Source organism: Streptosporangium nanhuense, assembly GCF_059358815.1.
The window spans coordinates 34,383-58,265 of sequence record NZ_JCADBG010000016.1; the positions used below are offsets into that span (position 1 = coordinate 34,383).

Here is a 23,883-nt window from a genome sequence, read left to right on the forward strand (position 1 = left end):
GACACCCGAGCCCGCTCGGATACTCAGATCCGGTTGAGTGATTCGGCGCAAGCGGACGGCAAGCCGCTTACGCCATCCTGCGGACCATGCATGACGAGAGCCCGGCGCCGAGCCTCCGCTCCCCTTCGGGGGTGAGCTGCCCTGAGTGCTCCGCTCCCATCGCGGGGACGTACGAGCGCTGCCCGCGCTGCGCGCTGCCCCTGAGGGGCCCGGTGGCGGCCGAGCTGTGGCGGCTCGACGGTGCCCTCGCGGGGCTGCGCGCCCGCGAGACGGAACTCCTCGCCCGTCGCGGCCGTCTGCTCGGCCTGCTCGGCCAGGAGCGGGCCGAACGTGAGCGAGCCGGCCGGGAACGGGCCGACCGGGAACTGGCCGACCGGGAACTGGCCGGGCAGGAGCGGGCCGGGCAGGAAGAAGGGGAACGGGAGCGGGACCTCGCCGGTGTCGGCGGCGGATCCGCCGGGCGGCCGGAGGCGGTGTCCGGGTCCGTCAGGCGGCAGGGGACGGCGTCCGGGTCCGGCGGCCTGCCGGGGACGGTGTCAGAGCCGGGGAAGGACTTCTCGCCCCGGGCGGTGCAGAATCTGCTGCTCGGCCTCGGCGGGCTGCTGCTGGCCGTCGCGGCCGTGGTGTTCACGGTGGTCAGCTGGGGGAGCATGAGCCTCGGCGGCCGGGCGGCGGTACTGGCCGCCGTCACCGGGCTGACCTTCGCCGCGCCCAGGATCCTGGTGAGGCGCGGGCTCGTCACCACCGCCGAGACCATCGCGATGCTCGGCGCGGCGCTGCTCTTCCTCGACGGCTACGCGGCCCGGCGGACGGGGCTGGCCGGGGCCGACGAGCTGGCCGGACCGCACTACGCGGCCCTGCTGTTCGCCCTGGTCGCGCTCGCCATGGCGGGCTACTCGCGACTCCTCCCGCTGCGACTGCCGCTGCCCGTCGCGGTCGTCCTCGCCCAGTTCCCGCTCCCGCTGCTCGCCCTCGATGAGACGGCGCCGTGGATCACCGCCGCGCTCGCCGTGACGGCCGCCGCCGATGCCGCCTTCCTGGTGTTCCACGTGGCGTCCCGGAGTCCCGGGCCCGGCGTCGGAGCGGCGGCCACGGGTTCCGGGAAGGCCGGGGCCGAGGTCACCGGGCGCGGGCCGCTGACGACGGTCGCGGTCTGTTTCGGCGTGGTGTGGGGACTGGGGGTGTGCCAGGGGCTCCTGGAGTCGCTCATGAAGACGCTGAACCCGTCCGGCGCCCCGGCGATCGTCTCGTTCAGGGAGGCCCCGCTGCTGGTCGCGCTGGCCGTGATCGGGCTCGCGGTCGCGCGCGGGGTGCGGAACACGGACCGCCTCCTGGTCCTCACCGCCTTCTCGACGCTCACGCTGACGGCGGGACTGGCGGCCCTCGCCTGGCCGCTGGTGTCGTCCACCTGGTGGGCCGTGCCGTACACGGTGGCGGCGCTGGTCACCGTGGCGATCATGCTGTACGCGCCCGGTCCGGACGAGCCCCGGGTCCGCTCGGCCGGTGCCGTCTCCGCCGGGGTGCTGGCGGCGGCCACCGCGCTCCCTTTCGCGAACGATGTGATCTTCACTTTGTTCGCCCCGTTCAACCGGCTGGGTGACGTGTGGTCGGGATCTCCGGGCTTCGCCGACGCCCGGCTGATCGCCCCGTTCCCGCAGTTCCCGGTCGTGGCGGGGCTGCTGGCCGTCGCCTCGGTGTGGGCTGCCGCGCGGGGGCGGGCCGCCCTGGGGTTCGTCGCGCTCGCCGCCGGGACGCTGGCGGCGGCCGTCGCGCCCGTCGCCTTCGGCTGGGGGCACGGGGTGGACCTCGCGGTCCTGTCGGCGCTGGCCGTCGTCCTCGTGACCGGTACGACCCTGGCCCGGCGGCCGCGATGGGCGGGGGCCCTCGCGATCGCCGCCGGTGCGGTGTCCGCGGTGGCGACGGTCACCGCGCTCGCCGAGAGGTCCGGCACGTACGCGACGCTGGGTGTCCTGTTCGTCGCGTGGGGCGCGGCGGTGTTCGCGGCCCGGGTACGCGAGGCGGCGGCGTTCTCGCTGGTCGCGTGTGTGCTCTCGGCGACCGGCCTGATGTGGGCGGTCTCCGCCGGGACCGGGTGGCTTCCCGCCGGCGACGGCCTGTCCCTGTCCCTGGCCGCCGGTGCGGTGCTCGCGGCCCTCCTTGCCCCGCGCGGCGGCTCACCGGCCACGCCCGCGCCCGCGAATCCACCTGGGGAGAGCGGACGGCGGCTCGCCGGGCCGGTGCTGAGCGTCGTGCTGGCGGTGCTCGCGGTCGTCTCCGCGCACGCCGCCGTCTCCGCGGTCCTCGGTTTCCTCCGCCCCCTCGTACGGCCCTGGACGGCCGTGACAGGCCCCGCGGGCGGTCATCCGCCACTCGTGGCGGTGGTCGGCCTCGTCGCCGTGGCGGCGGTGCTGGTCTCCTGGCAGGTCGCGCGGCGCCGGGGCGCGACCGGGGCGGTGCTGCTCGCCTGGCCCGCGCTGCTGGTGGCACTGCCGGTGTCGGTCGCCCTGCCGTACGGGGTGGAGCTGGGGTTGTTCGTCGCCGGTACCGTCCCGACGGCGTGGACGGTCGCGCGGAGCCGCGAGAACGGGCTCTTCGGCGGGGTGGCGGCGCTGTCGACCGCCTCCGTCGCGATCTCCTGGGCCCTCATGAGCGAGCCCGCGACCCTGATCGTCCTTCCCGCCGTGGCGGTGATCGCCGTGGCGGTCGTGCTGGGTGACCGGGCCAGGACGGGGGCCGGGGCGGGGGCCATGGCAGGGGGCACGGCAGGGGTCACGGCAGGGGTCACGGCACGGGCGGTGGCACCGGTCGCGGCGGGGCTGGCGACGCTGCTGGCGGGCGGGGAGGCGCTGGCGGCGGGGCTGGCGCTGGACTGGCCGGTACGGCACGCGGCGTTCGGCCCGCTCGCGGTGGCCTGCGCGGCGGCGGCCCTGGCGGGCCGGTTCAGGAGGTCGCCGGTCGCGGTCGGCGTGGAGGCCGCGGGGTACGTCCTCGTGGGAGCGGGCCTGCCGCTCGCCTCGGCCGACCTGCCGCTGGCGGGTCTCGCCTGCGCCGTGGCGGGTGTGCTGATGGCCGGCACGGCCCTGCGGCCCGATCGCCGGTGGGCCGGATACGTCGGAACGGGGTTCCTGCTGCTGGCCTCCTGGCTGCGGCTGCTCGCCTCCGACATCAGCGTGATCGAGGCGTACACGGTTCCGTTCTCGCTGGTGCTGCTGGGGTTCGGCTGGTGGCGGGCGCGCGGAGGGGAGAAGTCGTCCTGGATCGCGTACGGCGCCGGGCTCGTCTCCAGCCTGGTGCCGAGCATGCTCGCGCTGCTCGCCGGTTCGGGCTGGCTCCGGCCGCTGCTGCTCGGTGTGGTCTCGCTGGCCGTGCTGCTGGTCGGCGCCCGGTTCCGGCTCCAGGCCCCGGCGGTCCTCGGCGGGCTGACCCTGGCCGTCGTCGCCCTGCACGAGCTGGCGCCGTGGATCGCGGAGGTGGTCGTGCTGGTGCCCCGATGGGTGCCGATGGCGCTGGGCGGGTTGCTGCTCGTGGTCGTCGGCGCGACCTACGAGGCGCGCCTGCGGGACGTACGACGCCTGCGGGGCGCGGTCGGCCGGATGCGCTGACCGATCCCCGGCGCCCGGACGCGCCCGTCTGGGCCCGTGGACACCGAGGGGCGACCGAGGGCCCGAAGGCTCGGACGCGCCGGCCGTTTCCGGGGGCGCTCGGGGGTCAGCCGGGGGACTGCAGGTCGCGGCGGGTGGCGTGGCCCAGGGAGGTCGCCACGTCGGGGTCGACGGGGAACCAGGTGAAAAGCCCGGTCACCTGCAGAAGGCGTTTGAGGACGTCCGACACCTCGGCGAGGCGCAGCCACCCGCCCGCCTCCGAGGTCAGCCGCGCGCCGCTGAGAAGTATCCGCAGCCCCGTGGAGTCGCAGAAGGTGATGCCTCCGGCGTCGATGACGATCCGCGGGCGGTAGTCGGAGACCAGTTGTTCGATGGTCTCCCTGAGCAGCTCACTGGAATTACGGTCGATGTCGCCCACGACAGTGATCACAGTGCAGTCCGCGTGCCCGTGGTGGTCGACGCCGATGGAGAGTTGTCTGCTCATCGCCTCGTATCCCCACCCGGTGACGCAGTCGGTTTCGGCCGCCATCCGGCCTGATCAAGGTATACCCCTCTCTGACACCGGGGTGGGCGACGGGTGGGAGACATGTGCGTAACGGCTGTGGACGCCCGATCGCTCACCCCGGTCCCTCACCCGGTCTTTCCCACGAGCCCCCACGCCGTCTCCCGCGTGGGATCGCACGAGCACACGATCACACGTGACCTCCCGCGCATCCCCGCCTGGTCCATGCCGAAAATGAATGACCGCATCGCTATTTACTGCCCTGACATATTCACCTATTCCTTGACCGGCCTGGACGTATTTCCCGCATAGGCAATGACGATTAGGAACCAGGCCGGTTATCCCTTCTCTTGCGGTGAGGATTGCCGCTAACTTTCGAGCATGCGCGTTCTGATAACCGGGGCTTCAGGTTTCGTCGGCTCGCATGCGGTCGCCGCGCTCCTCGCCGACGGGCACGAGCCGCTTCTTCTCATCCGCAATCCAGAGAAAACGCGCGAGGTGCTGGCCTCCGTCGGGGTGGCGGGGGAGATTCCCCTGCACAAGGCCGATATCCGCGACGCGGCGGCCGTGCGGGAGGGGCTCGAACAGTGCGACGCGGTCATTCACGCCGCCGCGGAAATAGGGGTGATCGGCCGGGCCGATGACCTAAACGGTACGAATGTGACCGGAGTCAAGAACGTCCTCGGACAGGCCGTCGAACTCGGTCTCGACCCCATCGTGCACATCTCCAGTGTCGGCGTCTTCGTGCCCCCCGCCGGACCGGTGATCACGACCGAGAGCCCGCTCTCCACGCCCAGGAACGGATACGGCAGAAGCAAGATCTCCGCCGAGCGCTACGCCAGACGGCTCCAGGAGCAGGGAATGCCGGTCACGATCGTCTATCCCGCCGGGGTCACCGGGCCGCACCAGCCCTCGCTGGACGCGATGGTGGAGGGGCTGCGCGCCGGGCTGGAGCAGGGCTGGCCGATCACCGCGGGCGGTGCCAACATCGTCGACGTACGGGATCTGGCCGTCGTGCTCGCCCGCTGCCTCGAACCCGGGCGCGGGCCGCGCCGGTTCATGCTGGGCGGGCACTACCTCACCTGGGCGCAGCTGGCCGACGTCTGCGACGAGGTGACGGGGAACCGCTGCCGGAGGTTCAGGATCCACCGGTCGGTGCTGCGCGGCGCGGCGGCCGTGGGCGACGTGATGAAGCTGATCAAAGAGATCGACTACCCGCTGACCAGGGACGCCGTCGAGATGATGGTCACGATGGTCCGCACGTACGACACCCCGACCCTGGAGGCGCTCGGCGTGGGGCTGCGGCCGGTCGAGGAGACCATCGCCGACTCGCTGCGCTGGCTGGCGCAGGAAGGACACCTCGCCACCGGCAAGGTCGGGAGGCTCGCGGGGTGACGTCGATCGCCCCGTAAAGAATTCATGGTGAATTCACGGGGGAACCCGTAGGAGACTTCTGGGAAGCGGATCGACGGGGATGTAGGGGAACGAGCAGGGAGGATCCGGCGATGAGGGTCGGGATCGTCGGCGCGGGAATCGTCGGGCTGGCCGTGGCCAGGGAGACGGCTCTGACCCACGGGGCCACCGTGACCGTCCTCGACAAGGAGGACCGCGTCGGGGCCCACCAGACCGGGCACAACAGCGGCGTCGTCCACGCCGGGATCTACTACCGTCCGGGCTCGCTCAAGGCCACGCTCTGCCGGGAGGGCGTGGCGATGCTCAGGCAGTACTGCGCCGAGCACCGCATCCCGTACGACGAGGTCGGCAAGCTCGTCGTCGCCTCCACCGGGCCCGAGCGGCCCGAGCTGCGCAGGATCGCCGAGCGGGCCCGCGCGAACGGGGTTCCCGGCATCGCCGAGCTCGACGCGCTGGCCCTGCGCGAGATCGAGCCGCACGCCGTCGGCGTGGGCGCCGTGCACTCCCCGCACACCGCGATCGCCGACTTCCCCGCCGTCGCCCGGCGCCTGGCCCTGGACGTGGAGGAGGGCGGCGGCTCGGTGCTGCTGTCCCACCCGGTGCGCGCCGTACGGGAGACCGCGAGCGGGGTGAGCGTCCTGGCGGGGGAGCGGAGGCTGGAGTTCGACCGGGTGATCGTCTGCGCCGGGCTCGGCACCGACACCGTCGCGCGGATGGCGGGGGTTCCCGGAGACGTGCGGATCGTCCCCTTCCGCGGCGAGTACTACGCGCTGGCCGGGGAGGCGAAGGACCTGGTCCGCGGGCTCATCTACCCGGTTCCCGACCCCCGCTACCCGTTCCTCGGCGTGCACCTGACCCGCAGGATCGACGGCGAGGTGCTGGTCGGCCCCAACGCGGTCATGGCGCTGGCGCTGGAGGGCTACTCCTGGCGGGACGTCGACCTCGCCGACCTGGGCCGGATTTTGGCCTGGCGGGGCACCCGGCGGCTGGCCGCCAGGCACTGGCGGACCGGGATCAGGGAGGTGGCCGGTTCCATGGGTAAAGGATCCTTCCTGCGGGCCGCGCGCCGTTACGTCCCGGCCCTGACCGCAACCGACCTGGTCAGGACCGCCGGAGGCGTCCGCGCGCAGGCTGTGGACGGGCAGGGCGGCATGCTGGACGACTTCGCGATCGACGTGCACGGCCGCGTCGCCCTCGTGCGCAACGCCCCCTCACCGGCGGCCACGTCAAGTTTGGCGATTGCCAGGCATATTGTGGGGTTAGCCTCAGTGTTGACCAGTTAACTGCTTTCTCATGTGGGCCGGTGAAAATAAACCAGTGACCGACTCACCCGAGGCCCGCCTGCTGATCGTCGAGGACGAGCCCAACATCCTCGAACTTCTGGCCGCGAGCCTGAGGTTCGCCGGGTTCGGTGTCAACACGGCCGGCAACGGCACGGACGCCGTCGCCGCCGTCCAGCGGCACCGGCCCGACCTCATCGTGCTCGACGTGATGCTCCCCGACATGGACGGCTTCGACGTCGTACGGCGCCTGCGCGGCGGCGGCAGCGACACGCCGGTGGTCTTCCTCACCGCGCGTGACGCCACCGAGGACAAGATCCGGGGGCTGACCGTGGGCGGGGACGACTACGTGACCAAGCCGTTCAGCCTGGAGGAGGTCGTGGCCCGCATCCGGGCGGTGCTGCGCCGTACCGGCGCCGGAGACCTCGCGCCCCGGCCGCCCCGGCTCACCTTCGCCGACGTCGAGCTCGACGAGGAGAGCCACGAGGTGTGGCGCAGGGGCAAGGCGGTGGCGCTGTCGCCGACGGAGTTCAAGCTGCTGCGCTACTTCATGGCGAACGCCGGGCGGGTGCTGTCCAAGGCCCAGATCCTCGACCACGTGTGGGACTACGACTTCAGGGGCGACGTCGGGATCGTGGAGTCCTACGTCTCCGTGCTCCGCCGCAAGATCGACAATGCCGAGCCGAGGTTGATCCACACCCTGCGCGGCGTCGGATACGTGCTGCGCCTTCCACCGGCCTCGTGATGCTCGACGCGACTCCCCTGCGGGTGAAGCTGATCGGCGTCATCCTGGTCCTGCTGACGATCGCGCTCGCCCTCATCGGCATCGGCAGCGTCTCGATCATGCGCGGTTACCTGATCGACCGCGTCGACAGCCAGATAGACCTGACCGTCGACTCCGCGCTGCGCCGCATGAACAACCGGGGCTCCGTCGCGCTGCTGAACAAGTCGCTGCCGTCCGACGCCAGGCTGGAACTCCGCACCGGGAACGGCGAGAACGTCGTCCTGCTCAGCGGCATCGACGTGGAGGGCAAGCCGGGGCCGACCGTGCCCCCGGGCCAGGACGCCGACCCGTTCGAGAGCGGTGACTGGCGGGTCCGGGTGACCTCGCTGGACACCGGCGGAAGCCTCCTCGTGGCCGTGGACATGGGCGAGGTACGGCAGATCGTCGGCCAGCTCGCCCTGGTGGAGCTGCTCGGCGGGAGCGGCCTGGTGCTGATGCTCGCCGGGGCCGGAGTGGTGATCATCCGCAGGAGCCTGCGCCCCCTGGAGGAGATCGAGCGCACCGCGGAGGCCATCGCCGCCGGAGACCTGGGCCGCCGCGTCCCCGACGCCGACCCGCGCACCGAGGTGGGCCGCCTCGGCCGGTCGCTGAACGGCATGCTCACCCAGATCGAGACGGCCTTCCGCGCCCGTTCGGAGTCGGAGTCCTCGGCCCGCAGCTCCGAGGAGCGCATGCGCAGGTTCGTCGCGGACGCCTCGCACGAGCTGCGCACGCCGCTGACCTCGATCCGGGGTTTCGCCGAGTTCTACCGGCAGGCGCCCGGCATCGACGCCGCGCCGCTGATGCGCCGGGTCGAGTCCGAGGCGGTCAGGATGGGCCTGCTCGTCGACGACCTGCTGATGCTGGCCCGGCTCGACCAGCAGCGGCCGATGGTCATGCGGCCGGTCGACCTGCTCGCCATCGCCGCCGACGCCGTCCACGACGCCCGCATCCTCGCCCCGGAACGCGACGTCACGCTCTCGGTGGACGGCTCCGCGCTCATCGTTTCCGGCGACGAGGTACGGCTCCGCCAGGTCGTGGGCAACCTCATGACCAACGCGCTCACCCACACCCCCGAGGGCACCCCCGTACGGGTGATCCTCTCCGGCGACGAGGGCATGGCCGTCATCGAGGTGGCCGACGAGGGGCCGGGGCTCACCGTCGAGCAGCGTGAGCGCGTCTTCGAACGCTTCTACCGCGCCGACTCCGCCCGGGGCAGGCGCGCCCCCGAGGACGGCGGGAGCGGTCTCGGCCTGGCCATCGTCGCCGCGATGGTCGAGGCCCACGGCGGCCGCGTCGACGTGGAGTCGGAGCCCGGCAAGGGCTCGACGTTCCGGGTGATCCTCCCCCTCGCCCCCGAATCCGACTGAACCACCCGGGTCCGACTGAACCACCCGGGTCCGGTCGATCCCGCCGGTCCGGCCGGTCGCCGCCCGGTTCAGGGGGCGCCGGTGGCGGGTTCCGGCCAGCCGCTGTCGGGGAACTCCCCTCCGGTCGCGCCGCCGGGCAGGACCACCCGGTCGTTCTCGGACAGCCCGGAGGTGATCTCGACGTACCGGTCGCCGCGGACCCCCGTCTCCACGACCCGCTCGACGCCTCCTCGCACGGTGACCCTGGAAACCCCGTCCCTGGTCCGTACGGCCTGGACCGGGACGTAGAGCGTCTCCGCGGACTCGGCGACGGTGACGGTGACCGACGCGGTCTGGCCCACCAGGAGGTTCGCCGGGGGCTCGTCGAACGCGATCGTGACGCCGTACCTCACCAGCCGGTCGCTGGTGGTCGCGGTGGGGGCGATTCCCGTCACGGTGCCCGCGTACCTCTCCCCCTGCCGGGTGGCCAGGGTGATCGCCGCCCGCTGTCCCGGCTTCAGGCTGCCGATGTCCGACTCGGTGAACAACGCCTCCACCTGAAGTTCGTCCAGGTCACCGAGGGTGAGGAAGGTCCCGGTGCCCGCGCTGTCGCCGACCGCCCCGGCCACGGACATGACGGTGCCGTCGGAGGGGGCGACGATCCGCACGCCCGCGAGCTCCTCGGCGGCGTCGGTCAGCTCCGCCCGGGCCTGCTTCACGCGGTCCTCGGCCTGCTCGACGGTGAGCGCCCCCCGCCCGGTCCCGCCGTCCTGCTGAGGACCCTGCCGGGTGTTCTGCCCGGTGTTCCTGTTCGGGGACGCGCCCCTGTCCGTTCCCGTGCTCGCGCTCGGCTTCGGGGTGGGGCATCCGGTGCCGGTGGGCCTGGAGGTGGGCCTGGAGGTGGGCCTGCCGGTGGGCTTGGCGGTGGCGGTCGGCGCCGCCGTGCCGGTGGGACCGCCGGGACCGGTGGGGCCCGCTGTCGGTCCAGGGTGCTCGCTCGGGCCGGTCGACGGGCCCGAGGGCGGGCCCGTGGGGCCGGGGTCGGCGGTCGCGGGCGGCTCGCTCCCGTGCGGCCTCGCGGTCACGGTGACCGTCGCCGTGGCCGTCACGGTCACCGTCGGAGCGGCCGTCACCGTGACGGTGACCGTCGGCGCGGGCCGGGGCGGGCCGTCACCCGTCCGTACGGCCGCCGGCGTCACGGTCGGTGCCGGGGTGGCCGTGGGCGAGGCCTGGGACCGCGCCGGTACGGACGCGGAGTCCCGCACCGGAACGGGGGTGGGGGAAGGGGTGAGGACCGGGGCCGCCGCGAAGCGGTACCCGGCGGGGACGATCCCGCCCGCGGGGGCGACCTGTACCGCCCTCGCCGATTCAGTCGATCCAGTCCGTCCAGCCGACGCCGGGGACGCCGAGGGCGCCGAGGGCGTGCGTGCCGATCCGGTCGGCGTGGACGTGGAGGGCGGTGAGAGCGTGCGCGCGGGCTCCGGCCTCCGAGTGGGGGCACCCGTCCGGGTCGGGGCGGGCGTGGGGGTGGCGCCCGCCCCCGGAGGCCGCGTCGCCGTGGGCTCGCAGCCGGCCTGCCTGGCGGTCCCCGACCGGTCGGCCCCTGTCTGGTCGTTCCCCGATCGGTCGGTCCCCGTCTGGTCGGTCCCCTTCCGGTTGGTTCCTGTCTGATCGGTCCGTGACCGGTCGGACCCCGCCTGATCCGTGCCCTGATCCGTGCCCTGATCCATGGCCCGATCCGTGGCCCGATCCGCCGTCCGGCTCCCGTCCTGCGCCCCCGTCTGCTGCCCGACCCCGGTCGTCGCCGTACCCCCCGGCGTGCTCTCCGCCGTCTCCAGCGCCTCCTCTGCCGCCGCGAGCTGCGCCTTCGCCGCGTCGTGGCGCTCGCGCGCGGGGGCGGAGCCGATCCTGGCGAGCACGTCCCCCTTGTCGACCCTGTCCCCGGCCTTGACGTAGACCCTCGTGACCGTCCCCGATCCGCCGAAGGCCAGTTCGCGGGTGCCGTCGTCCACGGTGCCGCCCGCGGCCGACACGGCGGCGGTCACCGTCCCGCGCCTGGCGGAGGCCAGTTCCACCCGGGGTGCCTGCTCGGAGCCGCCGTCGAACACGACGATCGCCCCCGCGCCCACCAGGACGAGGGCGGCCAGGGCGAGCCCTCCCGCGCGCAGGTTCTTCGGGAGATGGGTCGGTCTCATGGCGGACATCCTGGACCGTCTGATTCACAGCATGCTCACAGGCCCCTGAAGGTTTGCTGTGCATCGGGAGCGGTACGACACGGTCTACAGGAAATCTTCAGCCTTCGCCGGGGTGAGTCCAAGCCTGGTGCGTCAGGGTCAGGCGCTGTGAAGCTGTCGACCAAGCGCGGAGCGCTGATCGTGAACGGGACCCTGGGGGTCCTGTTGCTGGGCGGAGTGGTGATCGCCTACTCCTCCCTCGGCGGCGAGGCCTCATCCGCCGACGCCGCGGTGCGGACCGTGCCGGTGACCCGTGCCACGGTCTCCGCGTCCGTCTCCGCCTCGGGAACCGTGGCCAGCGCCCGGGCCCGGTCCCTCTCCTTCGGGTCGAGCGGCACCGTCGAGAAGATCTACGTCAAGGCCGGGGACAAGGTCACCGCGGGACAGATCCTCGCCCGGCTCGACGACGACTCGGCGCAGGAGGGCCTGGACGCGGCGGCCGCCGCCCTCGACACCGCCGACGACGACACCTCGACCGCCGCGGCCTACGCCCAGTACGTCACGGCCAGGAACACCTACCGGTCCGCGAAGCGCGCGTTGGACGGCACCGTCATCAAGGCGCCGTTCGCCGGTACGGTCACCGCCGTCAACGGCACGGTCGGCGGCTCCTCGGGGGCCGCCTCCAAGGCCGCGACGAACGCGAACAACTCGGCCGGGTCCGGGGCCAACGCGAACGGCAACGCCAACGCGAACGCCTCGGGCGGGTTCGTCGACCTCGCCGACACCCGCAGGCTCGAACTCGTCGGCACCTTCACCGAGACCGACGTCACCAGGCTCAAGGTCGGCCAGACGGCCTCCATCGGGTTCGACGCGCTCACCGGGGTCACCGCCTCAGGGAAGGTCACCCAGATCCAGCCGACCGCCACCACCAGCAACAACGTGGTCCAGTACCCGGTGACGATCTCCTTCACCGAGGTGCCGGAACAGGTCAGGCTCGGCCAGACGGCCACGGTCGGGGTCGTCGTCGAACGCGCCGAGGACGTGCTCGCCGTATCCTCCGCGGTGATCTCCACGGCGGGCGGGCGGAGCACGGTGACCGTACTGCGGGACGGCCGCCAGACACCCGTCCAGGTGGAGACCGGGATCAAGGGCGACGCGCTCACCGAGATCAGGTCCGGTCTCGCCGAGGGCGACCAGGTGGTCCGCCCGGTGCCCACGGAGACCACCCAGCAGGGCGGCTTCCCCGGCTTCGGCGGCGGTCGCAACGGCGGTGGCGGGGGCGGTGGCGGTGGCGGCGGTATCCGCCCCGCCGGGGGAGGGAACGGCCGATGACCGTCCCCGTCCTGTCCCTCACGGACATCACCAAGGTGTACGGCAGGGGAGACGCCGAGGTCCGGGCGCTGCGCGGGGTGTCGCTCAGCGTCGACCGGGGCGACTACGTCGCCATCATGGGCGCCTCGGGCTCAGGCAAGTCCACGCTCATGAACATCCTGGGCTGCCTGGACGTGCCCACCTCCGGCGACTACCGCATCGACGGCACCGACGTCGGCTCGCTGGACGAGCGCAGGCTCGCCGTACTCCGCAACCGGAAGATCGGGTTCGTCTTCCAGTCGTTCAACCTCATCCCCCGGATGAGCGCGCTCGCCAACGTCGAGCTGCCCATGGCCTACGGCGGGGTCGGCGCCGCCGACCGGCGGGCCCGCGCCCTCGCGGCCCTGGAGCAGGTCGGCCTGTCCGACCGGGTCCGCCACGAGCCGAACGAGCTCTCCGGCGGCCAGCAGCAGCGGGTGGCCGTGGCCAGGGCGCTGGTCACCGCGCCCGCCCTGCTGCTCGCCGACGAGCCGACCGGCAACCTCGACACCGCCTCCACCGGGGACGTGCTGGGCATCCTCGACGGGCTGAGCGTCGCGGGCCGGACGATCGTGATCATCACCCACGAGGACGACGTGGCCGCCCACGCCAAGCGGGTCATCCGCCTGGTGGACGGCCGGATCGTCGAGGACCGCCGCCAGGCCCCCGTCGACGGCCTCCCGCCCCGCACGCCGGGGACTCCCGCTGACGGCCTCCCGCCTCGCATGCCGGGGACTCCCGACGACGACCTGCCGCCCCGCACGCCGGAGGTCACCGCGTGAGTCGGCTCGAAATCCTGAGGTTCGCGCTTCGCGGGCTGGCCGCCAACAAGCTGCGCAGCTTCCTGACCACCCTCGGCATCCTCATCGGGGTGGCGGCGGTGATCCTGCTGGTCGCCTTCGGCGAAGGGGCCTCGCAGAGCATCCAGCAGTCCATCCAGCGGCTCGGCGCCAACACCCTCACCGTCTCGGCGTCCTTCACCGGAGGCGGAGGCGGTGGCGGAGGAGGGGGCGGGGGCCGGGCGGCCAGGGGCCAGAACGAGGGCCCGCGTACCCAGGCCAGGCAGCTCACCCTGGAGGACGCCAGGGCGCTGACCGACCGCGAGCAGGTCCCGTCGGTGCGGAGCGTGTCGCCCGTGGTGACCGCGAACGCGGCCGCCGCCGTCCACGAGGGCGCCGGCCACACGATCGCGCAGCTCGTCGGCACCTACCCCAGCTACTTCGAGGCCACGAACAGGCCCGTGGACAGCGGCACCTACTTCGTCAACGACGACGTGCTCGCCGCCAGGAAGGTCATGGTCATCGGGCGGACCGTGGCCGAGGCGCTGTTCGGCACGGCCGATCCGGTCGGCGAGTCTGTCAGCGTCTCCGGGGTGCCGTTCACGGTGATCGGGGTGCTCAAGGAGTCGGGCTCGGCGGGCATGCAGGACGCCGACGACGTGGCCGTCGTGCCGCTGCCCGCCGTGCAGCAGAGCCTGACCGGGTTCGGCGCGCTCGGCTCGATCATCGTGCAGGCGACCGGCGCCGACACGACCGACTCCGCGCAGGCCGAGGTGACCGCCGTGCTCAACCAGCGGCACGGCATCACCCCGACGGGCGTCGCGGACTACCGGATCCTGAACCAGGCCACCCTGCAGGAGACCGTCAGCTCGACCGTCGGGATCTTCACCGCCCTGCTCGGCGCGGTCGCCGCCATCTCCCTGCTGGTCGGCGGCATCGGCATCACCAACATCATGCTCGTCACCGTCACCGAACGGACGAGGGAGATCGGCATCAGGAAGGCCATCGGCGCGCCCAGGAGCGCCATCCTCGGCCAGTTCCTGCTGGAGGCGACGGTACTGAGCCTGGTGGGCGGCCTGTCGGGCGTCGCGATCGCGTTCGCCGGCACCCGCTTCACGATCGCCGGGATCTCACCGGTGCTCGTACCGTCCTCGATCGCGCTGGCCCTCGGCGTCTCCGTGGGCATCGGGCTGTTCTTCGGCGGCTACCCGGCCAACCGGGCGGCCAGGCTCCGGCCCATCGAGGCCCTGCGTCACGAGTGACCCGTACGGCATACGCGGCTTAGGAAGGCGAGGAGAGACACATGGGCGGCAACGCCGACGAGACGGTCCCGGCGGGGAGAGCGCTGGAGAGTTCCCCGTTCCGGGGGGACCTGGACGGCGAGCTGGCGGCCAGGCCGCCGCGCCGCCTGTCGACGCTCACCCTCGTGCTGGGGGCCGGGGTGATGCTCGTGGCGGGGGTGATCGTGGGCATCCAGGCGCAGAAGGCGATGGGCGCTCCGTCCGGCGTCCCCGCGGGTGCCATGCGGCAGGCCGGCGCGGGCCCCGGTGGCTTCGGCGGCCCCGGTGGTTCCGGCGGGTTCGGCGACCGTCAGGGCGGCCAGGGCCGTCAGGGCGGCCAGGAGGGGCAGGGCGGCCAGGGCGGCCGGGGAGGTGGCGGCCGGGGCGGCATGACCGTCGGCACGGTGCAGCGGGTCGAGGGCGGCAAGGTCTACGTCCGGACGGCGGACGGCTCGGTCGTGACCGTGAACACCACGGACGAGACGTCCGTACGCGTCACGAAGCAGGGCAAGGTCACCGACCTCAGGCCCGGAGGCGCGGTGGTCGTGCGCGGATCCACGGCCGACGACGGCTCGGTGACCGCGACCGCCATCAACGAGGGCGCCGGACGCCGGTGAGGCGGGGGCGGTGCCGAGAGGGTTCTCAGGAAACGTTCAGCCCAGGCTGAGCTGCGTTCCAGCGAGGTGGGCGAGCCTCGGAACGTGCTGGACAGAGTGGAAGCCCGATTGCTGGTCGTGGACGACGAACCGAATATCAGGGAGTTACTCTCGGCCAGCCTGCGCCTGTCCGGGTTCGAGGTGGTGACGGCGGTGGACGGCCGGGAGGCCGTGCACTTCGCCGAGCGCATCCGTCCCGACCTGGTCGTGCTGGACGTGATGCTGCCCGACATGGACGGCTTCGCCGTGGCGGGGCGGCTGCGGGAGATGGGCGGGCAGATGCCCGTGCTCTTCCTGACCGCCCGCGACGCCACCGACGACAAGGTCGCCGGGCTGCGGCTGGCCGACGACTACGTGACCAAGCCGTTCAGCCTGGAGGAGGTCCTCGCCCGCATCCGGGCCGTGCTGCGCCGTACCAGGGGAGATCTCGACCTTCCGGTGCGCCTGCAGGTCGGTGACCTGGAGCTGGACGAGGAGGCGCACCAGGTCTGGCGCTCCGGCGTCCCGGTGCGGCTGTCGCCGACCGAGTTCAAGCTCCTGCACTACTTCATGGTCAACACCGGCAGGGTGCTGTCCAAGGCGCAGATCCTCGACCACGTCTGGAACTACGACTTCGGCGGTGACGCCGGGGTGGTCGAGTCCTACGTCTCATACCTGCGCCGGAAGGTCGACACGGCCGAGCCCAGGCTCATCCACACCCTCCGCGGTGTGGGCTATGTGTTGCGCCCGCCCCATAGTGATTGAATTTTCAGCTGATATTCAGCTCCAGCTGACCCGTTTCTGAGCTTTGTGTGTTCAAATAGACAATGCACGACCCCCGATCACCTCGGAAGCATCCGACGGGCTCGGGCTCGCCTCCAGCTGCGGGGGAGACGAGCTCGACACGGCCCGAGGATGAGGTCCGAGGGCTGGGCCCCACCGCTTTACCGAGTTCGCCCCCGTAACCCGGTCGAGCGGTGGGGCCAAACGCGTTTCCGGGGGCGCTCGCGGCCTGCCCCCGAGCCAGGCCGCCGGTTCGATGCCGCGCCCGACGCGTCCACAGGGCGCTCGCGGCCGGCCCGGACGGTTCGGCCTCGGGAGTTCGGCCCGGACGGTTCGGCGCGGCCAAACGCGTCTAGAGGGGCCCTCGCAGGGCAGGATCGACCGTATGGGTGACAACGACGGTCTTCTGGAGACGCTGCGGGAGTTGCGGCGGCACCTCGACCGCGAGCTGTTCCCCCTCGCGATCGGCGACGTGGCGGCCGACCGCCGGGCGATGCGCGAGCTGACCGGCCAGCTCGACGACTACCTGATCCCGCGGCTGAGCGCGATCGACGCCCCGCTGCTCGCGGTCGTCGGCGGCTCCACCGGGGCAGGGAAGTCCACGCTGGTCAACTCCCTGGTCGCCGAGGACGTCTCCGAGCCGGGCGTGCTGCGGCCCACGACGATGGCTCCCACCCTGGTCACCAGTCCCGTCGACCGCGAGTGGTTCACCGCCCAGCACATCCTGCCCGGCCTGCCGCGCGTCACCGGGAGCGGCAGGGGCGAGCCCGGCACGCTCCGGATCGTCACCGCCGCGGCCGTCCCGCCCGGCCTGGCCCTGCTCGACGCCCCCGACATCGACTCGATCGTCACCGCCAACCGCGAGCTGGCCGCCCAGCTGCTCGCCGCCGCCGACCTGTGGCTGTTCACCACCACCGCCGCCCGGTACGCGGACGAGGTCCCCTGGAGCTTCCTGCGCTCGGCCAGGGAGCGGAGCACGGCCCTGGCCGTCGTGCTGTCCAGGGTCCCTCCCGAGGCCATGGGCGTGGTGCGCAAGGACCTGAACCGGCTGCTGGAGGTCAACGGCCTGGGCGGTACGCACCTGTTCGAGGTGCCTGAGCTGGTGCTGCCCGACGAGAACGCCCGCCTGCCGCGCCAGGCGGTCCAGCCGATCGCCGACTGGCTCATGGCCATCGCCGCCGACTCCCGTTCCCGCGCCGAGGTGGTGCGCCAGACCCTGTCCGGCGCGCTGGAGAGCCTCTCCACCCGCGTGCCCGCGCTCGCCTCGGCGGTCGACCGCCAGCACACCGGGGCCGAGGAGCTCCGCTCGATGGCGGACGCCGCCTACGCCGTGGGCCTCGCCTCCTTCGACGAGGGCATGCGGGACGGGTCGCTGCTGCGCGGCGAGGTCCTGGCCCGCTGGCAGGACTTCATCGGGACCGGCGACCTGATGCGCTCCCTGGAGAGCAGGGTCGGCAGGTTCAGGGACCGGGTCGTGGCCTTCGTCACAGGGCGGCGCGCGCCCGAGAGCGAGCTGCGGAGCGCCCTGGAGAGCGGGGTGGAGGCGCTGATCAGGGCCTCGGCCGACAGCGCCGCCGAGCGCCTGCTGGAGTCGTGGTCGTCGCATCCCTCGGGGCGGGCCCTCCTCGAACACGAGGGGGTCGCCGTCGCCGGGCGTCTCGGTCGCGCCTCCGCCGACCTGCCCGCCAGGGCCGAGGAGGCCGTCAGGGGCTGGCAGTCGTACGTGCTCGACCTGGTCCGCGAGGAGGGGGCCGACAGGCGGACCACCGCCCGCGTCGCCTCGTTCGGCCTCAACGGGGCCGGGCTGCTGCTGATGATCGCGGTGTTCGCCTCGACCGGCGGCCTGACCGGCATCGAGGTCGGCATCGCCGGAGGCACCAGCGTGCTCAGCCAGAAGGTCCTGGAGGCCGTCTTCGGCGACCAGGCCGTCCGCGACCTCACCGTCAAGGCCCGCTCCGACCTGCGCGCCCGCGTCGCGATCCTCCTCGGCGAGGACGCCGACCGCTTCACCGACCTGCTGGACGCCGTCCAGCCCTCCGAGGGCACCGCCCCCGCCCTCCGCGCCACCGCCGAGGCCGTACGAGAGCACCTGCGCGAGCTCCCCGTCGCGGACCGCAGGGCCGCCCTCCCCGCGGGGTCCGTCCCGATCGCGGTGGGGGAGTCCAGGAGACCGCCCGACGGCCTCCCGCGCGCCACCGGAACGGGAGAGGCGGGCCAGGCGTGAAGCTGCTGCGACGAGAGAAGACGGTCTCGCTGGACGACCGGCTGGCGGCGCTGGCACGCGCCGCGGACCTGGCCGACGGGAGGCTGGACGCCGAGGCGGTCGCCGCGGCGCGTTCGGTGATCTCCCGGGCCGGGGTGCGGGCGAGCCTGTCGGTCGACCACACCGCGGTCGCGCTGGCGGGGGCCACCGGAAGCGGCAAGTCCTCGCTGTTCAACCTGCTGTCGGGCACCTCGCTCGCCACGGTCGGCGTCACCAGGCCGACCACCTCGACCGCCCAGGCCGCGCTCTGGGAGGGCTCCGGGGCCGGACCGCTGCTCGACTGGCTGGAGATCCCCCGCCGCCACGAGCTCCTCGACACCCCCGGCGAGGCCGGTCGAAGCCCGTGGCACGGGAACGGCGCCGGCCCCCCGGCCGGCGCGAGCGGGGCCGAGCCGGGCGAGAGGGCCGGCGGGACGCTGTTCGGAGGGGACGGGAGGGCCGCCGAGGCGGGGGCCACGTTCGCCGGAGCTTCCTCGGCCGCCGCCCTCCAGCCGTCGGGCAGCCCAGGGCAGGCGTCCGGGGTGGACGGGGAGGCCGCCGGGCTGATCCTGCTGGACCTGCCCGACCACGACTCGATCGAGCCGTCGCACCGGCTGGAGGTCGACAGGCTCGTCGAGCTGGTCGACCTGCTGGTGTGGGTGCTCGACCCGCAGAAGTACGCCGACGCGGCCGTCCACGACCGCTACCTCCGGCCACTGGCCCGGCACCGGGACGTCATGGTCGTGGTCCTCAACCAGATCGACCGGCTCTCCCCGGCCGCCGCCGAGCGGTGCCTGAAGGACCTGCGGCGGCTCCTCGACGAGGACGGGCTGACCGGTGTCCCGGTGATCGGGGTGTCCACCCGCACCGGTGCGGGTGTTCCCGAGCTGAGCTCGCTGCTCATCTCCCGGGTCGCCGACCGGCGGTCCTGGTCCGCCCGCCTCGCCGCCGACGCGGGCATGGCCGCCGACGCGCTCCTCCAGGCGTCCGGCGTCACCCCCGGCGAGCCGCTTCCCGACGTCGAGAGCAGGCCGGACGGCCTGGCGAGGCCGTTGAGGGACGCGCTGTCGCAGGCCGCCGGGGTGCCGGTGGTCGTCGAGGCCGTGGCCAAGTCCCACCGGCACCGCTCGGTCGCCGCCACCGGGTGGCCGCCCACCAGGTGGATCCGCCGCCTGCGGCCCGACCCGCTCCGCCGCCTCCGCCTGGACGCCACGAGCCGGTCCGCCGGGGAACCGGTGATACCGGGGAAGCCTGGAGAGCCGGAGGGGCTCGTCGGAAGGACGTCGATCCCCGTCGCGACCGTCGTCCAGCGCTCCCGGATGGACACCGCGATCCGTGAGGCCGCCGGGGCCGCCTCCGCGGGGCTTCCCGCGCCGTGGGCCGCCGCCGTACGGCAGGCGGCGAGGTCGCACGGAGACGAGCTGGAGGACGGCCTGGACCGGGCGGTGGCCACCACCTCGCTCGGGGTCTCCCGGCGGCCCCTGTGGTGGCGGCTGGCCGGGCTGGCGCAGTGGCTGGTGCTCGCGACGATGCTCGCCGGGGGGATCTGGCTGCTGGCCCTGGTCGCCCTCGACTATCTCCGGCTTCCGAGCCTCTACATGCCGACCGCGGGAGAGCTGCCCTGGCCGACCACGCTGCTGATCGGGGGTCTCCTGCTCGGGCTGCTGATCGCGCTGCTCTCCCGGGTGGCCGCCTGGCTCGGCGGCCGCAGGCGGGCCCGCAAGGCGGCGAGGGCACTGCGGTCGAGCGTCGACAAGGTCGGTCGCGAGCTGGTGCTGGATCCCATGGAGGAGGAGCTGACCCGGTATCACCACTTCACCGAGGCGGTCACGGTGGCCGGGAACGGAGCCCGCAGGTAGGTGGATCGGGGCTCGTGGGTGGGCGGGAACGGAGCCCGCAGGTAGGTGGATCGGGGCTCGTGGGTGGGCGGGAACGGAGCCCGCAGGTAGGTGGATCGGGGCTCGTGGGTGGGCGGGAACGGAGCCCGCAGGTAGGTGGATCGGGGCTCGTGGGTGGGCGGGAACGGAGCCCGCAGGTAGGTGGATCGGGGCTTGCGGATGGGCGGGCCGGAACCTGCGGATGGGGGCGGTTCCGGATGAGATCGAGCGCCTCCCGGGTGAAGGGGGGCGGACTCCGGAGAAGGGATTCCGGTGTCCGTCTCTCAGGAGGCGCTCATCCGCGTCCGCTCCCACTGCCGCGCGGAACCGGCCGAGGCCGGCCGGCGCGCCACGTGGGGGGAGCGCGTCAGGAGGTGAGATTCACGTAGTAGCTCGAATAGCCGTTCATGTCGATCAGCCGGGTGCCGACGAGCCTGGCGGCGGTGCTGCCGATGTTGATGCAGGAGTCGAAGGCGTTCTGGTAGACGTACATCGGGCCGTAGGCGCCGGTCCAGACGGCTCCGTTGGCGGCTTCGGCGTAGTAGGCGGCGTAGCGGTTGCCGGTGTTGAGGACGAACGCCTCGCCACCCGGGTTGATGGGCCACCAGCCCCGGGTGCCCCACTGGCCGTAGTCGCGGCAGCCGTCGGGGCTGTAGAACATGATCGCGACCCACACCTTGGAGGTGTAGCGGTTACGGAAGTGCAGTTGCATCTCTACTCCTCCGGCTCCGTGAATCGCAGGGCGAGGGGCCTGTCGTCGATCGGGTCGTCGGCCAGTGGAGGGAGATGGTCGTCGGTCTTCGCGGTCACGGCGGCGCGGTCGGCCGCTCCCGGTCGCTCGTCCGTCTCTCCCGTGCTGGCCGACGTCGCGTCCGCGAACGCCACCCGGGGATCGGGAGAGCGTTCGTTGCCGTTGTCCGGCATGGGGCTCACCTACATTCGTTGAGTTCGTAGAGTGATTGCTCGATAACATACAGTCACCTCCAAGGCCATGTAAAGAATCGTTTTCATTCCCGGATCGCGGGAGGGCCGGTAGGCGGTCTCGGCGAGACCGCCTACCGGGGAAGATCGTCGCGTGGTCGCGGGCCGGCCCGGCGCGGTGGTGTCAGCGGGGTCCGGGAGCCCGGCCGGGGAAGAAGTCGGCGCTCTGGACGTACGCCATCGCCTCGGTGAACCCGGGGTCGCCGAGGCGGCGTTCCATCTCCCGCGGGCTCACGTCCTCGATGTGGGTCTGGATCCAGTAGAGGTTGCCCAGCGGGTCGCGCACCCGCCCGACGCGGTCACCGAAGGCCAGGTGGGTGACCTCGGTGACCGAGGTCCCGCCGGCGGCGACGGCCTGGCGGTGCACGGCGTCGGAGTCCTCGACGTAGAGGCGGAGGAAGGCGGGGGTCGGGGGCCACTCCGGCCGCCCGTCGAACATCATCACCACCGAGTCGCCGATCCGTACCTCCGCGTGCGCGACCCGTCCGTCCTCGCCGGTCAGGCAGAAGAGTTCCTCCGCGTCGAAGGCCCTCACCATGTAGTCGATGAGCTGTGGCGTGTCGTGAGAGATGATCCATGGCGTCACGGTGCCGTAGCCCTGGGGGATCGGTCTGACAAGGGACATCGAACTGCCTCCTGAGTGCGAGTGTCTCAATGTGACGAAGCTAGCTCTGATACCGGCCGGTTTCTGTCCTGAAAGCATCTGATGGACGACGACGTATGCCTTCCGGCGAGTGCTCCGCGCGGTCTTGGTTTCCTGGCGCTCCGGCGACATCGTGAGGTGGCGGCTGGTGGCGCCGCCGTCGAGCCCGAGCCGGGTGAGGTTTTCTGTCTTCTGCTATAGTGCACATTGCAATATAGAGAAAGGCATCCCCATGGCGCGACGCCCCGATCTGGTCGGCCTGACCGTGCTGGCCATGCTCTCGGTGCGCGCCGGCCACCCCTACGAGCTTCACCGCTTCATCGTCGACACCCACAAGGACTACGTGACGGGGCTGCCCAGGAGCCTCTACCACGCGGTCGAGAAGCTCGCCGGCGAGGATCTGATCGTCCCGGTCGAGACCAGCAGGGAGGGTCGCCGGCCGGAGCGTACGGTCTACGAGATCACCGACGAGGGCCGCGAGGAGCTGTCGACCAGGCTCCGCGCGCTCCTTGAGAACCCCGGCCCCGACCGCCGTACGTTCACCGCGGCCGTCTCCCTCATGGGCACCCTGCCGGTGCCCGACGCGTTGCGCGCCCTGCGCACCAGGGCCGCGACGATCGAAGGAGTGCTGGCCGGGGCGGACGCCCACCTGCGTGCCATGAGGGACAGCGGCCTGCCCGACATCCTGATGATCGAGGTCGACTACGAGCGCACGCTGAACGAGGCCGAGCTGGCCTGGGTGCGGCGCGTCGTCGCCCGCCTGGAGTCCGGGGAACTCGACTGGAGGGGCACCGTCAAGCAGGAACTGCTGTCGCAAATACTCGACGAACCATGAGAAAGAGGCTGCCAGGGTGCGTCAACACCCTGGCAGCCGGCTATCCGAACAAGGCGCCTGCCCTGTCTGGACTCGCACCCCCAGGATAGGCGCCGCGACCGTGAGGAATCGCGCCATGTCCGTGAACACGGAGATCAACGTCCTGCTCACCCGCCTCGCCGAGGCGTGGAACGCGGGCGACGCCACCGCCTACGCCGCCCTCTTCACCGAGGACGCCGACTACATCGTCTTCGACGGCACGCACATCGAGGGGCGGGCGGCCATCGAGTCCTCGCACCGATGGCTCTTCGACGGCCCGCTCAAGGGCTCCACCATGTCCATGCCGAACGAGCAGGTCAAGGTCAAACCGCTGGCCGACGCGGCGGTCCTGGTGATCTCGGGAGGCGGCACCGACCTGGCGGGCGAGCTCCGCGAGTCGACCGTCTCCTTCACCGCCGTCGGCACGCCGCAAGGCTGGCGATTCGCCTCCTTCCAGAACACCAGGGTGGCGCGGTGACGGGGAGGAAGCTGATCACCGAGGTCGCCGGGATCGTCGAGGCGCCGGTCGCCGTGGTCTTCGACGACCTGGCCGGCACGCTGCTGCCCGACGGCCGGCGCACCGGCCGCTTCACCGTCGAGGACCTGCCCGGTCACACCTCCACCGTGGAGGTCACCGGCCACACCATCTCCTTCCAGGGAGGCTGGTGGTACCGGGGCGAGTGGAGCGTCGAACCGCACCCCCGGGGCGCGCTGCTCGTGCACCGGGTCTTCAACGTCGCGCGGACGATGCGGTGGGGCGTGCCGCTGGCCAACCGCTTCTTCGTCGGCTTCGCCGACAGGACGCGGCGGGGGTTCGCCGAGAGTCTCGTCCGGACAGGACAGCGCCTGGGGTGTGCGACCCGTATGGCCTAGCGCTCCGGGCGTACGCGCGCGGGCGCCGCCGACGAGCGATCGGTGGCGGGCGTTCGAGTGGTCGGCGAACGCGGGACGCCGGCGTCCCGAGACCGGGCGGGAACCCGCCCGGTCCCCGTCACCGGTAGCGGAAGCCGTCGAAGAAGCGGCGGAAGACGCCGCCGATGCGGGGCAGGGGCTCGGCCGGCGGTGGCGCCTGCGCGCGCTGCCTGGCGATGGGCTGGTCGTAGTCGGTCCGCGCGATGGCGTCGAGGACCTGCTGCTCGTCGAAGTCCTCGGACCCCTCGATCACGGGGACGAAGCCGACGAGCATCCCGTTGCGCATCACCTGGGCTTCGAGGCCCGCGGTGCCGTCGGTGTCCCACTCCGCCTCGCGCCCGTCGGGCAGTGACACGCGTATCCCGAACTGGTATACCCCGACCCTCGCCAGGTGGCCGTCTATGCCACGATCGCGCAGCGCGTCAACGATCCGTCGTGCCCGGTTCTCTTCCACCCCTCCCAGGA

21 protein-coding genes are annotated in these 23,883 nt (G+C 72.6%); 15 read left to right on the plus strand and 6 right to left on the minus strand.

Features of this window, described 5'->3' with window-relative positions; all coding sequences use genetic code 11:
* The first annotated feature begins 86 nt into the window (after positions 1-86).
* Entirely contained in the window at positions 87-3,602 is a 3,516-nt protein-coding gene (locus AC5L38_RS27975) for an SCO7613 C-terminal domain-containing membrane protein (protein ID WP_495245805.1), read from the plus strand.
* A 106-nt stretch (positions 3,603-3,708) separates the two neighbouring features.
* On the opposite strand, the gene AC5L38_RS27980 is transcribed toward AC5L38_RS27975, so the two are convergent.
* Entirely contained in the window at positions 3,709-4,086 is a 378-nt protein-coding gene (locus AC5L38_RS27980) for an STAS domain-containing protein (RefSeq protein ID WP_495245806.1), read from the minus strand.
* Positions 4,087-4,485: 399 nt separating this feature from the next.
* Between AC5L38_RS27980 and AC5L38_RS27985 the strand changes: the two genes are divergently transcribed.
* The 4 genes from AC5L38_RS27985 to AC5L38_RS28000 all read left to right on the plus strand — a co-directional run bounded on the left by AC5L38_RS27985 (position 4,486) and on the right by AC5L38_RS28000 (position 8,930).
* Positions 4,486-5,499, plus strand: a complete 1,014-nt coding sequence (locus AC5L38_RS27985) for an NAD-dependent epimerase/dehydratase family protein (protein WP_495245807.1) — start codon at positions 4,486-4,488, stop codon at positions 5,497-5,499.
* Positions 5,500-5,609: 110 nt separating this feature from the next.
* Positions 5,610-6,800 carry an L-2-hydroxyglutarate oxidase gene (lhgO, locus tag AC5L38_RS27990; protein ID WP_495245808.1) on the plus strand — a complete coding sequence of 397 codons (1,191 nt, stop codon included), beginning with the start codon at positions 5,610-5,612 and terminating at the stop codon, positions 6,798-6,800.
* 34 nt (positions 6,801-6,834) lie between these two features.
* Positions 6,835-7,542, plus strand: coding sequence for a response regulator transcription factor (locus tag AC5L38_RS27995; protein ID WP_495245809.1), 708 nt, complete (start codon positions 6,835-6,837; stop codon positions 7,540-7,542).
* The gene (locus AC5L38_RS28000) at positions 7,542-8,930 is read left to right on the plus strand and encodes a sensor histidine kinase (RefSeq protein WP_495245810.1); all 1,389 of its coding nucleotides are present in this window, start codon (positions 7,542-7,544) and stop codon (positions 8,928-8,930) included. The genes AC5L38_RS27995 and AC5L38_RS28000 overlap by 1 nt, the downstream gene beginning before the upstream one ends.
* Positions 8,931-8,998: 68 nt before the next feature.
* Here AC5L38_RS28000 and AC5L38_RS28005 read toward each other — a convergent pair whose 3' ends face one another.
* Positions 8,999-11,104, minus strand: coding sequence for an efflux RND transporter periplasmic adaptor subunit (locus AC5L38_RS28005; protein WP_495245811.1), 2,106 nt, complete (start codon positions 11,102-11,104; stop codon positions 8,999-9,001).
* A 147-nt stretch (positions 11,105-11,251) separates the two neighbouring features.
* Between AC5L38_RS28005 and AC5L38_RS28010 the strand changes: the two genes are divergently transcribed.
* The 7 genes from AC5L38_RS28010 to AC5L38_RS28040 all read left to right on the plus strand — a co-directional run bounded on the left by AC5L38_RS28010 (position 11,252) and on the right by AC5L38_RS28040 (position 20,011).
* Positions 11,252-12,415 carry an efflux RND transporter periplasmic adaptor subunit gene (locus AC5L38_RS28010; protein WP_495245812.1) on the plus strand — a complete coding sequence of 388 codons (1,164 nt, stop codon included), beginning with the start codon at positions 11,252-11,254 and terminating at the stop codon, positions 12,413-12,415.
* Entirely contained in the window at positions 12,412-13,215 is an 804-nt protein-coding gene (locus AC5L38_RS28015; protein ID WP_495245813.1) for an ABC transporter ATP-binding protein, read from the plus strand. The genes AC5L38_RS28010 and AC5L38_RS28015 overlap by 4 nt, the downstream gene beginning before the upstream one ends.
* Positions 13,212-14,474 carry an ABC transporter permease gene (locus tag AC5L38_RS28020; RefSeq protein WP_495245814.1) on the plus strand — a complete coding sequence of 421 codons (1,263 nt, stop codon included), beginning with the start codon at positions 13,212-13,214 and terminating at the stop codon, positions 14,472-14,474. Before AC5L38_RS28015 ends, AC5L38_RS28020 begins: the two co-directional genes overlap by 4 nt.
* A gap of 41 nt (positions 14,475-14,515) precedes the next feature.
* Positions 14,516-15,109, plus strand: a complete 594-nt coding sequence (locus tag AC5L38_RS28025) for a hypothetical protein (RefSeq protein ID WP_495245815.1) — start codon at positions 14,516-14,518, stop codon at positions 15,107-15,109.
* A gap of 84 nt (positions 15,110-15,193) precedes the next feature.
* The gene (locus AC5L38_RS28030; protein WP_495245816.1) at positions 15,194-15,892 is read left to right on the plus strand and encodes a response regulator transcription factor; all 699 of its coding nucleotides are present in this window, start codon (positions 15,194-15,196) and stop codon (positions 15,890-15,892) included.
* A 403-nt stretch (positions 15,893-16,295) separates the two neighbouring features.
* Complete coding sequence (locus tag AC5L38_RS28035; protein WP_495245817.1) at positions 16,296-18,134, plus strand: ABC transporter; 1,839 nt, start codon at positions 16,296-16,298, stop codon at positions 18,132-18,134.
* Positions 18,131-20,011, plus strand: coding sequence for a GTPase family protein (locus tag AC5L38_RS28040; RefSeq protein WP_495245818.1), 1,881 nt, complete (start codon positions 18,131-18,133; stop codon positions 20,009-20,011). The genes AC5L38_RS28035 and AC5L38_RS28040 overlap by 4 nt, the downstream gene beginning before the upstream one ends.
* Positions 20,012-20,396: 385 nt before the next feature.
* On the opposite strand, the gene AC5L38_RS28045 is transcribed toward AC5L38_RS28040, so the two are convergent.
* From AC5L38_RS28045 to AC5L38_RS28055, 3 genes are all read right to left on the minus strand, one after another.
* On the minus strand, positions 20,397-20,741 hold the full coding sequence (locus tag AC5L38_RS28045) for a DUF1036 domain-containing protein (RefSeq protein ID WP_495245819.1): 345 nt from the start codon (positions 20,739-20,741) through the stop codon (positions 20,397-20,399).
* A 2-nt stretch (positions 20,742-20,743) separates the two neighbouring features.
* Complete coding sequence (locus AC5L38_RS28050; RefSeq protein WP_495245820.1) at positions 20,744-20,962, minus strand: hypothetical protein; 219 nt, start codon at positions 20,960-20,962, stop codon at positions 20,744-20,746.
* 172 nt (positions 20,963-21,134) lie between these two features.
* On the minus strand, positions 21,135-21,635 hold the full coding sequence (locus AC5L38_RS28055) for a VOC family protein (RefSeq protein ID WP_495245821.1): 501 nt from the start codon (positions 21,633-21,635) through the stop codon (positions 21,135-21,137).
* A 250-nt stretch (positions 21,636-21,885) separates the two neighbouring features.
* On the opposite strand from AC5L38_RS28055, the gene AC5L38_RS28060 reads away from it, so the two are divergent.
* From AC5L38_RS28060 to AC5L38_RS28070, 3 genes are all read left to right on the plus strand, one after another.
* Complete coding sequence (locus AC5L38_RS28060; protein WP_495245822.1) at positions 21,886-22,488, plus strand: PadR family transcriptional regulator; 603 nt, start codon at positions 21,886-21,888, stop codon at positions 22,486-22,488.
* 115 nt (positions 22,489-22,603) lie between these two features.
* Complete coding sequence (locus AC5L38_RS28065) at positions 22,604-22,984, plus strand: SgcJ/EcaC family oxidoreductase (protein ID WP_495245823.1); 381 nt, start codon at positions 22,604-22,606, stop codon at positions 22,982-22,984.
* Positions 22,981-23,379 carry a hypothetical protein gene (locus tag AC5L38_RS28070; protein ID WP_495245824.1) on the plus strand — a complete coding sequence of 133 codons (399 nt, stop codon included), beginning with the start codon at positions 22,981-22,983 and terminating at the stop codon, positions 23,377-23,379. The genes AC5L38_RS28065 and AC5L38_RS28070 overlap by 4 nt, the downstream gene beginning before the upstream one ends.
* A gap of 118 nt (positions 23,380-23,497) precedes the next feature.
* Here AC5L38_RS28070 and AC5L38_RS28075 read toward each other — a convergent pair whose 3' ends face one another.
* Positions 23,498-23,872 carry a hypothetical protein gene (locus AC5L38_RS28075; protein WP_329086781.1) on the minus strand — a complete coding sequence of 125 codons (375 nt, stop codon included), beginning with the start codon at positions 23,870-23,872 and terminating at the stop codon, positions 23,498-23,500.
* Between the last annotated feature and the right edge of the window lie 11 nt (positions 23,873-23,883).

Excerpts from the sequence above, each read along its gene's own strand:
- AC5L38_RS27975 (WP_495245805.1), top strand. The coding sequence starts at position 87 with ATGCATGACGAGAGCCCGGCGCCGAGCCTCCGCTCCCCTTCGGGGGTG.
- AC5L38_RS27980 (WP_495245806.1), bottom strand. The coding sequence starts at position 4,086 with ATGAGCAGACAACTCTCCATCGGCGTCGACCACCACGGGCACGCGGAC.
- AC5L38_RS27985 (WP_495245807.1), top strand. The coding sequence starts at position 4,486 with ATGCGCGTTCTGATAACCGGGGCTTCAGGTTTCGTCGGCTCGCATGCG.
- lhgO (WP_495245808.1), top strand. The coding sequence starts at position 5,610 with ATGAGGGTCGGGATCGTCGGCGCGGGAATCGTCGGGCTGGCCGTGGCC.
- AC5L38_RS28000 (WP_495245810.1), top strand. The coding sequence starts at position 7,542 with ATGCTCGACGCGACTCCCCTGCGGGTGAAGCTGATCGGCGTCATCCTG.
- AC5L38_RS28005 (WP_495245811.1), bottom strand. The coding sequence starts at position 11,104 with ATGAGACCGACCCATCTCCCGAAGAACCTGCGCGCGGGAGGGCTCGCC.
- AC5L38_RS28015 (WP_495245813.1), top strand. The coding sequence starts at position 12,412 with ATGACCGTCCCCGTCCTGTCCCTCACGGACATCACCAAGGTGTACGGC.
- AC5L38_RS28025 (WP_495245815.1), top strand. The coding sequence starts at position 14,516 with ATGGGCGGCAACGCCGACGAGACGGTCCCGGCGGGGAGAGCGCTGGAG.
- AC5L38_RS28035 (WP_495245817.1), top strand. The coding sequence starts at position 16,296 with ATGGGTGACAACGACGGTCTTCTGGAGACGCTGCGGGAGTTGCGGCGG.
- AC5L38_RS28045 (WP_495245819.1), bottom strand. The coding sequence starts at position 20,741 with ATGCAACTGCACTTCCGTAACCGCTACACCTCCAAGGTGTGGGTCGCG.
- AC5L38_RS28055 (WP_495245821.1), bottom strand. The coding sequence starts at position 21,635 with ATGTCCCTTGTCAGACCGATCCCCCAGGGCTACGGCACCGTGACGCCA.
- AC5L38_RS28060 (WP_495245822.1), top strand. The coding sequence starts at position 21,886 with ATGGCGCGACGCCCCGATCTGGTCGGCCTGACCGTGCTGGCCATGCTC.
- AC5L38_RS28065 (WP_495245823.1), top strand. The coding sequence starts at position 22,604 with ATGTCCGTGAACACGGAGATCAACGTCCTGCTCACCCGCCTCGCCGAG.